Below are 13,768 nucleotides of genomic sequence, written 5' to 3' on the forward strand. Positions count from 1 at the left end.
GGGTTTGGTGAGTTCTCCCCATAAGCTGTGGATAACCCTGTGTATAAGTCACCACTTGACAAGAATTTCCCTAGATAACTTAAAGGGTGAGGTAAAATCGTTCATTTTTTGTACAATTAAAAAACACTTAAAAATCATATATTTATACTAATATGACAACTACTTGAAATTATTTTTAATATTTTTAAAATAAAATTTTATCGTTAGCGATGTTTCACAATACGTGAATTTCTAGGCTTTATCTGCTGTGGACAACCTTTGAGCCTATTGACAAACAGTACCATTATATTGTCCAAAATAATAGTTCCTATTTTCATTATTTTCGGCAAACCATCAGCTGTATATCATGCGACAGTTAATGTCGTCTACCGTCACTCGACCCACTAAATAATCTTTGCAATTTGTTATAATCACTCTACACAATCAATAGTACTTAAGAGAAAAATTTCGCGATATTCAGGTACAGCATAGCTTCAGATCGATACCAACAGTTGCTAATTATGAACTTATTTTTGCTTATCTCACGATTTGATTTTACTGTATAGTAAGGTGACATATTAACTATTACTGTCTGTATCATCGATATGACAACCTATTTATCCTAGGTAGATGCTGAACGCTTCTTCCTATTTAAGTGGCAACCCGCCCTATTGAGCCACTACTTTCTATCGTACAAATATATTACGTATAACACCGAAATTGATAGTTTTACATTAATGATTGAAAATAAGGAATCTAGTATGGACGACAATAAAGCCAAAGCCCTCAAAGCGGCGTTAGGTCAAATTGAAAAGCAATTTGGTAAAAACACCATCATGCATTTAGGCGATGACGCAGCCATCATGGATGTCGATGTGGTCTCAACAGGCTCATTAGGCCTAGATATTGCCCTTGGGATTGGTGGCCTACCAAAAGGCCGTATCGTTGAGATTTACGGCCCAGAGAGCTCAGGTAAAACGACCATGACCCTGCAAGCCATCGCAGAGTGCCAAAAGCAAGGTGGTACCTGTGCCTTTATCGATGCTGAGCACGCGCTTGATCCTGTCTATGCTCGCAAACTGGGTGTAAACACTGATGAGCTATTGCTATCTCAGCCCGATAATGGCGAACAAGCACTTGAAATCACCGATATGTTGGTTCGTTCAGGGGCCATCGACATGATCGTTATTGACTCAGTTGCAGCCTTGACGCCGCGTGCTGAGATTGAAGGCGAGATGGGCGACTCACACATGGGCCTGCAAGCACGTCTGATGAGCCAAGCACTACGTAAGATTACAGGTAATGCCAAACGCTCTAACTGTATGGTGGTCTTTATCAACCAAATCCGTATGAAAATCGGCGTTATGTTTGGTAGCCCAGAAACCACTACTGGTGGTAACGCATTGAAGTTCTACGCCTCTGTACGTATGGACATTCGCCGTATTGGTGCGGTCAAAAATGGTGATGAAATCATCGGTAACCAGACCCGTGTGAAAGTCATCAAAAATAAAATGGCACCTCCATTCCGCCAAGCCGAATTTGAAATTACTTACGGCGAAGGTACCAATCACTTAGCCGAAGTCATTGATTTGGGCGTTGAGATTGGTGCGGTTGGCAAAGCAGGCTCTTGGTACAGCTATGGCGACGAAAAAATCGGTCAAGGCAAAGCCAATTCTGTACTGTTCTTAAAAGAGAATCCTGTGATTGCTCAAGAAATCGAAGATAAAATTCGCGACGAAAAACTTGGGTCAAAAAAGAGTGCCAAAGATAAAAAGACTGACGAAGCCAAAGAAAAACCAGGCGCTGAACCTGTACAATAACGGAACGATCAATAACTGTTATCAATTATCATGATTTATTATGAAAATTAAAACCTTAGCTGAAATACTCGCTGAATCGGACACCGATTCAGCGAGTTCTCCTAATACCAAACCAAAAAAGCCTGCTAAGCACTCATACAAAGATGAGCCGCACAAACCTCGTAAAAATGGCAAGCGACCTACCTATTCAAATAAAAATAACGCTATAGTTAATGACTTATCAACCAATGACTCGTTAATTAGTGGCTCGTTAATTAGTGATTCTACTGCTGATATAGACTCAAGCAATCCACTCTTCTCTTCCTCTATCAATCAAAAAACGTCCAAACCTAAAAAGCGTCAGAAACGTGAAAAACGCTTTCATCCAGCGGCTAATTTTAGCCCTGAGCCTAGTGATGTGCCTACTTATCTGCCACCTGAAGCGCAAAGTATTAAAGAGATGCTAGCAGAGGTCAAACACAGCATTCATGGAGATGAGACAGATAATAGCTTAGCAACAGATACTGGTCGTAGCACTGATCCGTCTTTGAGAAAATCAAAAAATGAAGCTGAGCTTTCGACTATTGATGATAACGACATAGACAATCAAAACGATAATATACCAGCTGCCCTCAAAGCGTATTTGCGTACACCTGAACAAAAGCAAGCAGAGATCGATGCGATTAAAGCCGAAAGCCGCTTACGTTGGTTGGCATTTTATTATTTGTCGCGCCGTGAATATGGTAAAGCTGAGCTGAAGCAGAAACTTATCGATAAGGAACAAGATCCAGAGAAAGTTGATGCGCTCCTTGATGAATTCGAGGAAAAAGGCTATCAAAGCGATTACCGCACTACCCTAATGCTAATACGTGAAAATATTCGTAAAGGCCGTGGACGCGGTCGTATTAAGCAAGAATTTTATCGTAAGAAGATTACTATGCCTGGTAATATCGATGAGCTGATTGATATGGCCAATACTGAGTCAGAGGAATTTAGCGAATTTGTAGATGACAATGATGACAACTTGGTCGATGGTGTAGATTGGCTGAAATTGGCTGTCACAGCACGTACCAAAAAATACGGCGATGACATACCTATTGAACAAAAATACAAAGCCAGGCAGCTGCGGTTTCTACAATATAGAGGATTCAATACTGATATATGTTTTGCCGCGCTTAACTATACACTGGACACGTTAGATGAGCGTTTTTAGCCAACACTCACCTATATATTGACTAGGGCGTGTCTTCAATTCACTCGATAGTCATCTAAATGGGCTAAAAATGGTTAAATCTTGCCAAACTACGTCAAATAGCTAGGGCGTGTCATCAATTAGATTGTGAGGCTTAAAATGAGAAAAATTGTAGATAAACAAGGAAAAAATTGCCATCAATATGAACATATTGGCAAAATTGCTGACGATGTTTAGCAAGATTTAGCCATTTTAAGGCCACTAAATTTATTAATGTGCTAATTGATGACACGCCCTAGTTAATATCCCGATATTATCTGCACTATTTTTCTTGTTTGACGGCAATTTATTTCACTTTTATCACCATTTTTAAAATGAAGACACGCCCTAGGTAAAACAATGTAGTCGATTCAATTTAAAAGTAGTACAAGGTAACCGAGTGTAGATGTATATTAAATACTTCAAGCAAAGTTAACGCGGTAATACTTTTATAGTGGAATGCCTATAGATTTAGATGGCTTATTAATAATAACCAAGCACTTTCCACCAAATTAAACCAGCACCTATCCAAATGACTAAGTTAACCACGCTCATAATCGCACCAATACTCCACCACTCTTTTAGCGTCACATAGCCAGAGTTAAAAATTACAGGGGCCGTACCAGTCGCATAATGGGTCAAGGTCATCATGATATTACCCGCTGCAGCTAAGATTAAAGCATATAACATTGGCGGCGCGCCTAGTGTCAGGCCAACCGCATAAAATGCTGCAAATAGTGCGGTAATATGGGCGGTAGTACTAGCGAAAAAATAGTGTATATATAAATAGACTAAGGTCAGAATTGTCACTGCGCCTATCCAACCTACCCCAGTCGTTCCAATAAGAGACTCAATATTGCCCGCGAACCAGCTAATCAAACCAAGCTTGTTCAGATAAGCGGCCATCATAATCAGTGCACCGAACCAAACAATGGTGTCCCATGCAGACTTCTCTTTTAGAATGTCATCCCACGTCAATACACCAGTCAATATCAATGTCGTCAAGCCAATAAAGGCGGTTGTGGTGGCATCAACGCTATACTGCTCACCCAAAATTAACGCAGGAATATTAGCCCACAATACCAACATAAGACCAAATACACCGAGCATTATCTTTTCGTGGGTGCTGATTTGGCCCATTTCTGTTAGATTATCTTTTGCGAATTTTTTGGCATCAGGTGTTGCTTTGACATCAGGAGGATAAATCAGGTAAATAACTAATGGCATGACGATCAGACACAGCATACCAGGGATAAACATCGCCACTGCCCATGTCGTCCACGACAGCTGAATATCGCCACCCGTCGCTTTATTCACCAGCTCTACAACTAAAGGGTTGGGAGCTGTTGCAGTAATAAACATACCAGAGGTAATAGGATTGGCGTGGTAATTCACCATCGCCAAATAGCGACCAATTTTATTTTGAGTGCCTTCTTCTGGCGTCGAATGAAAACTTTGTGCAATGGATTTCATGATAGGATGAATAATACCACCACCACGTGCCGTATTAGACGGTGTGATGGGTGCGACCATCAGCTCAGCAGCGGCCAAGGAATAAGCCACGCCAATGGTTTTTTTACCAAAGATAGAGATGAAATAGTAAGCAATACGGCGACCCAACCCTGTCTTTATCAACCCACGCGATATCATAACTGCAATACCAATGAGCCAAATCAAAGGGCTTGAGTAGCTTGATAACGCATCGCTGATGGCTTGCTTTGGACTATCACTTGTGACGCCTGTCAATGCCACTAAAGTCACGGCAATAATAGCAATAGCACCAATAGGTAATGCCTTTCCTATGATAGCAACAATGGTCGCGATGAATAGTGCTAGCATATGCCACGCTTCTGGTGTGACACCCGTCGGCACTGGGATGACAAACCAAATTATCAAACCAACTAAAATAGCGATAGCCGCTTGAACAGGCTTAAATGGCATAAATAATAATCCTTATAAAATTATTGAACGAACAAATGGATATACCTTTCATTCAATACTCTTAGTGTGACAGGTATTACCGTCATCACTTAAGTTGTCATCTTAACTATTTTATAAGATTTATAGAATTCTTACGTTATTGTTTACTGTTTTTAACATATCTATTTAGATTAAAAAACAAGTTAGTGACGACTGTTCTGCTAAATATGGTATTCATGTATAAGCTATAAAAAAACAGCCCGTCTAGTGACGGGCTGTTTTTCTATTATGCTTTCATTGATATGTCTAATTTTGCAAATAAAAATTTATTTTATAAAAGACTAGGCCGTGTTGAACATTCAAAGTTTCAACCAAAGATAAGCACAAGCGAGAGCCACCGTATTCTCATAACTTTGCTTGAGCTTATCAAATCTAGTTGCAACCGCCCTGTAGTTTTTTAACTTAGCAAAAGCATTTGCTACTAAGTGTCTAGCCTTGTACAAGTGCCAGTCCATATGGTTATTGGTGGACTTGTTATTCTGTTTTCGAGGAATATTATTAAAGCAACCTGCTTGTTCAATATGGTCTCGCAGCGGATCAGAATCATAGCCCTTATCGGCACATAGCATATCTGTACCACTTAAATTAATCTTATCAACTAAGTCTGGAGCCACCTTTACATCGTGAGTCGTACCATCTGATAAGATAAAAGTAATAGGGTTGCCGTGAGCATCAACCGCCAAATGAATCTTGGTGGCGCGTCCTGCCACACTTTTACTAATGGCTTGTTCCACCTCATTGCTACCATTACTGTGCTGATGTGCTTTGATGTGTGTGCCATCGATAAACACCCATTCACAGTCTGAGTCTTTCGTTAATAAAGCGAACAGCGCAATCAGTTTATTGCTACGAAACCAACGCTGATAAGCCTTGTAGACGGTATTAGGCTTACCAAAGTAAGGTGGCAGATCACGCCAAGGACAGCCAACACGCATACGATATAATACGCCTTCGACTGTTTGTCTAAGATTCCCTTTGTCATAGATATTAAGTTCTAGTAATATAGGTCTTAGTCTTGTCCAGTGTTGATCTTTGAGCATTGTACGAGGCATAGCAAACGATGTCTTTTTTGTGTGAGAACTTAAAGATTAACCGTTTGCTATTTTTTTGCCATCGTTTTATTACCAATGTTCAACACGCCCTATTTGAAATTACCAAGACGGTTAGATAATTGGCTAATGATTTGGTCAATCTCTTCATTGGCTTCATTTTCAGTATCTAAGTTACCATTTGGTGTTAACTGATTCATCACTTCAGGCAGTAGTTCAGCGAGACCCTGACGTACTTCTGCATCATTGGCACCGGTATGCGCAGCTACTTGTTGAATTTCATCTTCATCAAACAAGCGATTGATATCATTAGGGTCAAGGTTATCGTTAGTTTCTTGACTACTCATCCAAGATCGCGCTTTGCTTTCATGACCCATAGCAGTAATTTTCGATAATGCACCACTTAAGCCACCATTACGCTTGATCCAGCTGAGTACCATTGGCATCAATGCAGCTATTAGCATGCTTTTCCCACCAAAGCTGCCACTTTGTTTTTGACCGCCACCCAATACACTACCTAAGATATCTCCTAAGCCACCAGCCCCTGAGCTCATACCACCGCTTTGAGTGCTTCCCGTCAGACCACCCAGAATATCATCCAAACCAAAACCATTATCGGCCTGACGATTATTTTGTGAATTATTAGTACTGGTCTGATTGCTTCCACCTAATACACTGCCCAATATATCACCCAGACCACCAGTACCACGCGAGTTCGCGCTTTGGTCGGTAGGATTACGCTGTGTACTTTCTGGATTCATCGCACTACGGGCAACTTGGCTCACTAAATTCCCTAACAAGCTCATACTCTACTCCTTTTTTATCATATTATTTATTTTAAAAGAATCACTATATTGTTTTAATATACTAAAATTTAATCAGTATCTGAAGACTGTATAGATCTCTTAAATGACGTACTTTACGCTTACAAAATAACAAATTGCTTTCACTATTGAGAGAGCTGTTTTGTTATAACCTGTAGTCATTCATCAACCTTGTAAAAAATCTAAAATTGAAAGAGTTGAAATACCAAAACTGCCATTCAAGGACTGAAATAACAACCACCTACTTGCTTTTAGCAGAGCTCACATTGGCTAAAATATTCAATTCTCGCCACTGCTCAGCGCTCACTTGATCACAAAATACTGTCATTGATAAAGAACGTTGATAGGGTTCTACAATATTGAACTCAAAGCTCATAGCCCACCGATAATTATGAACCTTGACCATTTGTGCCTGCCACAGCTCATCACCGCGACTTGTCTTAATCATTAGCTGCCAACCTCTATCAACACGCTGACTCAGGGGCGGCTGGCTCATATGCAATAGTACAGGCCGTGATAATATCAAATACCCAGTAACCGCTGCTGCCACTATTGAGATAATGACATACTGCCATACGTTTAAAGGAGCAAGCCATGCGAGTATAACCATGGCACTCGTCAAACTCATATACAGCAACACGCGCAAATAGCTAGCAGGCTTAATAGCAGTATCAATACGTAGCGAAGTTGCCATAGTTATATTTTAGTGCCCCAGTAAATATAAAGCATTAAGCCAAATCTTTAGTATGACGCCATGTCTTAATTTTATTCACTAGCGCCCATATATCTTCGCTTTCTGGACGGTTTTGGTTGGTAAAATAATCTAATAAATCAGGATCTTCGTGAGTTAACATTTCTGCAAATGTATTTTGCTCTTCAGGTGATGCCGTCAGATATAACTCTTTGACATAAAGATCAATATAGAAATCCAATTCTTTGAGTCCACGGCGGGCTTGATAAATAATACGGCGTTGCTCGTTGGTTGGTTCTGGTTGTGTGGTGGTCATAAAGCTACCTTCGTTAATTTAAATAGTTTTTAATGGTGTATTTAGATGTTTCTAAAATCGTTTTTTATTTCTTTAAATAAAGCATAAAATACCTATAGCATTGGACAACAGCGTAAACGAGTATAAAAGCCTATTAGTGACGGTCATACTCAGACAACTGACTCCATAGCGCTACCGCTTGCTGCATCATCGTCACATTATGCGTGCGAATGATACTTGCCCCTTGTTGTAGCGCAAAAATACCTGCTGCCATTCCTGCTGAATCACGCTCTACCGCTTGCATCGTATTCACGGCTTGAACCCCACTTTTGGTCAATACTTCCGCTAAAAACCGCTTACGTGAAATGCCAAACATCATTGGCAAACCTAGTGACTGTAAGCTGCTCAACTGACTTAATAACGCACAGTGATGCTCATAGTTTTTCGCAAAACCAAAACCTGGGTCGATAATAATTTTTTCACGTTTGACGCCGATACTGATTACCTCGTCAATACGGGCTCCTAGCTCAGTACTCACATCATCTATTACATTATCATACTGTGCCAAGTCATTCATCGTCGTCGGCTCACCGCGCATATGCATTAGCATAACAGGTATATCAAGCTTAGCCGCTAGCTCTGCAGCACCAACACGCTTTAGAGCCCGTACGTCATTCCATATGTCAGCACCAGCTTCAAATGCGGCTTCCATAACTGCTGGATTACTGGTATCGATAGACAGCCAAATATCATTTCCAAAAGATTGTCTAATGGCTTGAACAACAGGTACGACGCGATGCATCTCATCACTCGTAACGACAGCATCCGCATTTGGGCGAGTAGACTCTCCGCCAATATCAATAATAGTCGCGCCTTCATTGATCATTTTCTGACAATGCTGAATAGCCTTATCCACTGCATTGAACTGCCCACCATCCGAGAATGAATCTGGCGTGACATTAAGTATACCCATAACATGAGGTATTGATAAATCTAAAGTTTTATCACGACTAGATATATTGTAGTCAGGTAAGGCTTGGAATAATGACATAACCCATTTATCTCTCATAAGAACAATTTTAATTATTACTGTCTATGCTCATGATACCAGTAAATCTTACTCGGCCCTAAATCCTTCATAAAACAATGACAATAAAAAAGCCCTTTATATAAAGGGCTTTCTTATAGAGAATTTATAAACCAAACGCTACATCGCTGGTAATGGTGGCGGTGTTGTGCCCGTTGTTTTGATGTCATTCTTTGACAGATTGACTTCGTTATGCTGATAGACTCTCGGTGGACGCGGTGCTTCACCTGCTAGGATATCTTGCAGTTGGTCACGATCGATGGTTTCCCAATTCATGAGAGCCTCAACCATGGCATGCATTTTGTCTTGATTGGCTTCAATCAATTCACGAGCGATATCGTACTGCTCTTCTAGCATACGGCGTACTTCTTCATCAACCTTTTGCTGAGTGGCTTCAGAGATCGTACGACCACCACCGCCGAAATAGCCTTGTGAGTTGTCATCATCTTCGTACACCATAATACCAAGGGCATCAGACATACCATACTTCGTCACCATCGCACGTGCCATTTTAGTGGCGCGTTCAAAGTCGTTCGAAGCACCCGTCGACATTTGATTGATAAACACTTCTTCGGCGATACGACCACCGAACAAAATAGCAATGTCACTCAACATCTTCGATTTATACATACTGGTCTGATCGTGCTCAGGCAACTGCCAGGTGACACCAAGGGCAAAACCACGAGGCATAATAGTAACTTTATGCACAGGATCTGTACCCGGTAATAGTTCAGCTACTAACGCATGACCTGCTTCATGATACGCAGTCGCACGGCGCTCTTCTTCGCGTATCACCATAGATTTACGCTCTGGACCCATATACAACTTGTCTTTAGCATCTTCAAAGTCATTCATATCGACGCTAGTCTTGTTACGACGGGCTGCAAATAATGCGGCTTCGTTTACAAGGTTAGCAAGCTGTGCACCACTGAATCCAGGTGTACCGCGAGCAAGAGAACTTGCATCCACACTAATCGTGTTTGGCAATTTCTTCAAATGAACTTTTAAGATTTGCTCACGGCCTTTGATATCTGGCAAGCCTACTTGTACCTGACGATCAAAACGGCCTGGGCGTAATAGAGCCTTATCAAGAACATCAGCACGGTTAGTCGCAGCAATAACGATAACGCCTTCATTACCTTCGAAGCCATCCATCTCAACCAATAGCTGATTCAGTGTCTGTTCGCGCTCATCATTACCGCCGCCCATACCGGAGCCGCGATGACGACCGACTGCATCAATTTCATCAATAAAGATAATGCATGGTGCACTTTTCTTTGCTTGTTCGAACATGTCACGTACACGTGATGCACCGACACCGACAAACATCTCAACGAAATCAGAACCTGAGATAGAGAAGAATGGTACTTTAGCTTCACCAGCAATGGCTCTTGCTAGTAGCGTCTTACCAGTACCCGGAGGGCCTACCATCAGAATACCACGTGGAATGGTTGCGCCTAACTTCGTGAATTTATCTGGAGCACGTAAAAACTCAACCACTTCCACGACTTCTTCTTTGGCTTCTTCACAACCAGCCACGTCTTCAAAGTTGACGTTGATTTGATCTTCGGTCAGCATCTTAGCTTTTGATTTACCAAAGCTCATAGGGCCGCCGCCTTTTCCGCCTGCGCCGCCTTGCATATTACGCATGAAGAATAAGAACAGACCAATAATCAATAGAATTGGGAAGCTGGCGATCAATAATTGCATCAATACGCTTTGGCGCTTTGGTGCAGTTCCTTGAACTTCGACTTGGTTTTCACGTAGCAGTGGCATCAGCTCGTCATCTGATATAGCAGGTCTAATGGTCTCAAAAGCTGAGCCATTTTTCTTCTCGCCGGTGATCTCTTCGCCGTCAATTTCAACACTGGCTACTTGGTTTTCTGACACAGCGGTCACAAACTCAGAGTAGTTAAGGCTATCCGGCTCAGATGATTGATCGAAGCCGCTAAACACCAGCACTAAAACGCCGATTACCACCAGCCACAATAAGGTATTTTTTACCATGTCGCTCACTAGTTATTCCCATCCCTTACTTATTGGTGTGTCTATTAAACACGTGACGTCTATAAACGTATCGCTCATTTTTCATAAACCTATCAATGTCAGAGTTTTCTGATTGGGGCTTATACATGTCAAATGTCTTATAAAACAGGTTTAACAAGTTATAAATATCAATGATATATGAAGCTATCGTAGATGAGCTTATCAAGCGCTTATTGTCAGACGACTTTGCCTAAGACAAAGTTAATATACCATGATATGTGGTACTAACCTGCATAATTCAAGCAGGTATCGCTATTATTCAATCAACGATTGTAACGTTTTTAATATTCTAATAGATATACTTAATGGTGACACAATATCCCGCTTACAATGGCAATAACCCATCAAAGTTAAAACTATTTAATCGCTATCCAAAACATCTCTTTTGAACGCGGCCTAGAAGCGCCTGGCTTGATACTACGGATTTTACTAAAATCCTGCTGCATCTGCTTGCGTAATTCTTGTGTTCCTTCACCTTGAAACACTTTCATAATGAGCGCGCCACCTTCTGGTAAGGTTGCCAAAGCAAAATCCACGGCCAATTCACATAAGTACATCATACGCGGCTGATCAATCGCGCTATTACCTGCCGTATTGGGCGCCATATCAGACAACACCACATCGACCTGCCTATCGCCAACTTCTGCCATGATACTATCAAACACTTCTGCTTCACGAAAGTCACCTTGGATAAAGGTAACATCAGGCAAAGTATCCATAGCCAAAATATCAGAGGCAATCAAGATGCCTTGCTCGCCTACCAATTGACCAGCGACTTGTGACCAACTACCAGGAGCACTACCCAAATCTACGACCGTCATGCCTTTTTTAATCAGGCTGGTTTTCTCATTGATTTCTAATAATTTATAGGCAGCACGGGCACGATAGCCATCTTTATGAGCCTTTTGCACATAATGATCGTCAATGTGCTCTTTCATCCAAGCGCTACTACTCTTTGACAATTTTTTATTTTCGATACGCGTGGCCAAAATACCTGCTCCTATTGCTTTGCAAAACACTAATACATACTGATGAAATAGCCACTACATTTATAAAATGCTGTAAAGATGGACTCAATGAGACCATTGATTTGTTCTCTTGTCTTAAACTGAACAAATTCTATTGGTTAAAACACTGTTTTATAAGACAGTAGCGTTTATAATGTGGCTAAACATTCAGTTTAACATTTTCATCACGTAAAATCGTGCAAAATCCTGCTGATCTCATGCAAGTTGACCACAGATTATTTATAATGGTCATCAACTGCTCTCAATAGCATTGTCATTTATTTTTATCAACACTTAGGAATTCTATGGAACTCGATAACGCTACAATCAAACGCCTAAGAGGCATTGGTCACGAACTGAAACCGATTGTCATGATTGGCAACAAAGGTATTACTCCAACCATCATTGAAGAAATTAATCGTGCTCTAACAGATCATGAACTTATTAAAGTAAAACTACCATCAGGCACTAAGCAAGAACGTGATGTCATTGGCGCTGAGCTTGCAACTGCTGCTAAAGCATCTTTGGTACATTCAATTGGTCGTATGGCACTGTTACTACGCAAAAACCCGAACGCCAACCCAAAACTGTCTAACTTAGCACGTCACGCACAGTAATGTGTGATGGCACATTTAGTTTAAGAAATATCATACCGTAAAATCTCATATCATAGCCGGACCCTTACGGTAAAATATAAAAGCCGCGATGCAACTTGCTCGCGGCTTTTATATTGTCTACTCTCATCGATTTTCCTGTTTTATAATGCTAAATCACACAATCAATATAGCTTTCTCATTATAGTCAATCCTCTATAAAAAAGTGACAGCGTTAACCTCGAGTGAAGTATCAAGTATACCTCTGTACTCAGTTACCGTAACTCTCTTTGAAATTGAATTAACTATATTATTTTTGAGTTTTATAAAATGATGAATCAAACCTTTGACCTTTGCATAGCAAACGAAACGATCGCAAGTGATGCACAACAACTTGGCGTAACTTTAGAGGATCTCAAGCGTATCTGTGTTCAGGTAAGTGCTAATATTGTTCAATACCCTGGAATATGTCTGCAGCTGACTTACCACATTACTTTGCCTAACCAAATGCTAGCAGATAAATTAAACTGGCCGATGTGGCAACCTGAACAGGTCGGATTTTCTGATTACTTATGGGAAGAGACCTGCCTTGAGTGCTTTATCACTGGTAGTGTTATCAACTCTCACGCTGTTACCGAGCATACAACATCTTATATTGAGATTAATGCCAATCCAGATGGTCGTTATGCACTCTATCAATTTGATAGTTACCGCAACCCTGCGACATTACCACCGGCACCTTTGTACCAAGACGATGGACACACGCGTGCTTCTATTGAATGGACTAACAAGCCAAAGCAGCAAAGCACGTCCGTAAACATGGATTTACTCAGACAATTAAACACGCTAATTAAACCGAATAGTTACGAGCGAAGCTTCAACGTGCCACTGACTCAACTGTCTGACTCGCATCTGAAATATGCTATCAATAACACTATCATTGAGCAAATACATCCATGCGTCATCTTGTGGTTGGACAAGACGCCTTTATACTTCGCAACCAGTCATGCCTCACCGCCTGATTTTCATAATCACCAGTACTGGTCTAGATTTGAACTTTAGCCATATCATATGGATGACATTGTTTAAACAGCCCTTCAAGTAGAAAAACCTATAAACATTACTCTCACTTAAACTTGATGTTTAAAATATAAAAAAACCCAGCAATGTCATAAAGAACATTACTG

The 13,768-nt window shown here is 40.9% G+C and carries 12 protein-coding genes; 4 read left to right on the forward strand and 8 right to left on the reverse strand.

Going from position 1 to position 13,768, the window contains the following annotated elements:
* Nucleotides 1–740 precede the first annotated feature (740 nt).
* Nucleotides 741–1,799 (forward strand): recombinase RecA, encoded by a 1,059-nt coding sequence (gene recA, locus DFP82_RS08425; RefSeq protein WP_110923283.1) that lies wholly within the window; start codon nucleotides 741–743, stop codon nucleotides 1,797–1,799.
* 40 nt (nucleotides 1,800–1,839) lie between these two features.
* Nucleotides 1,840–2,991: a regulatory protein RecX gene (locus tag DFP82_RS08430; protein ID WP_110923284.1), complete on the forward strand. Its 1,152-nt coding sequence runs from the start codon at nucleotides 1,840–1,842 to the stop codon at nucleotides 2,989–2,991.
* 501 nt (nucleotides 2,992–3,492) lie between these two features.
* Here the strand turns inward: DFP82_RS08430 and DFP82_RS08435 are convergent.
* The 8 genes from DFP82_RS08435 to DFP82_RS08470 all read right to left on the reverse strand — a co-directional run bounded on the left by DFP82_RS08435 (nucleotide 3,493) and on the right by DFP82_RS08470 (nucleotide 11,970).
* Nucleotides 3,493–4,950 (reverse strand): anion permease, encoded by a 1,458-nt coding sequence (locus tag DFP82_RS08435; protein ID WP_110923285.1) that lies wholly within the window; start codon nucleotides 4,948–4,950, stop codon nucleotides 3,493–3,495.
* 338 nt (nucleotides 4,951–5,288) lie between these two features.
* Entirely contained in the window at nucleotides 5,289–6,041 is a 753-nt protein-coding gene (locus DFP82_RS08440; RefSeq protein WP_110923286.1) for an IS5 family transposase, read from the reverse strand.
* An 89-nt stretch (nucleotides 6,042–6,130) separates the two neighbouring features.
* Nucleotides 6,131–6,844 (reverse strand): YidB family protein, encoded by a 714-nt coding sequence (locus DFP82_RS08445; protein ID WP_110923287.1) that lies wholly within the window; start codon nucleotides 6,842–6,844, stop codon nucleotides 6,131–6,133.
* A gap of 259 nt (nucleotides 6,845–7,103) precedes the next feature.
* Complete coding sequence (locus tag DFP82_RS08450; RefSeq protein WP_227686680.1) at nucleotides 7,104–7,556, reverse strand: hypothetical protein; 453 nt, start codon at nucleotides 7,554–7,556, stop codon at nucleotides 7,104–7,106.
* A gap of 34 nt (nucleotides 7,557–7,590) precedes the next feature.
* Nucleotides 7,591–7,869: an FAD assembly factor SdhE gene (locus tag DFP82_RS08455; protein WP_110923289.1), complete on the reverse strand. Its 279-nt coding sequence runs from the start codon at nucleotides 7,867–7,869 to the stop codon at nucleotides 7,591–7,593.
* Nucleotides 7,870–8,002: 133 nt separating this feature from the next.
* On the reverse strand, nucleotides 8,003–8,899 hold the full coding sequence (folP, locus tag DFP82_RS08460) for a dihydropteroate synthase (RefSeq protein WP_110923290.1): 897 nt from the start codon (nucleotides 8,897–8,899) through the stop codon (nucleotides 8,003–8,005).
* Between the two features lie 156 nt (nucleotides 8,900–9,055).
* Entirely contained in the window at nucleotides 9,056–10,951 is a 1,896-nt protein-coding gene (gene ftsH / locus DFP82_RS08465; RefSeq protein ID WP_110923291.1) for an ATP-dependent zinc metalloprotease FtsH, read from the reverse strand.
* 386 nt (nucleotides 10,952–11,337) lie between these two features.
* Nucleotides 11,338–11,970, reverse strand: coding sequence for an RlmE family RNA methyltransferase (locus tag DFP82_RS08470; RefSeq protein ID WP_110923292.1), 633 nt, complete (start codon nucleotides 11,968–11,970; stop codon nucleotides 11,338–11,340).
* Nucleotides 11,971–12,293: 323 nt separating this feature from the next.
* Between DFP82_RS08470 and DFP82_RS08475 the strand changes: the two genes are divergently transcribed.
* Together DFP82_RS08475 and DFP82_RS08480 are read left to right on the forward strand one after the other, a co-directional pair.
* Entirely contained in the window at nucleotides 12,294–12,605 is a 312-nt protein-coding gene (locus tag DFP82_RS08475; protein WP_110923293.1) for a YhbY family RNA-binding protein, read from the forward strand.
* Between the two features lie 306 nt (nucleotides 12,606–12,911).
* Nucleotides 12,912–13,643, forward strand: a complete 732-nt coding sequence (locus DFP82_RS08480; RefSeq protein ID WP_245905686.1) for a DOMON domain-containing protein — start codon at nucleotides 12,912–12,914, stop codon at nucleotides 13,641–13,643.
* Nucleotides 13,644–13,768 lie beyond the last annotated feature (125 nt).

The organism is Psychrobacter fozii, from assembly GCF_003217155.1.
Taxonomy (GTDB): Bacteria; Pseudomonadota; Gammaproteobacteria; order Pseudomonadales; family Moraxellaceae; genus Psychrobacter; species Psychrobacter fozii.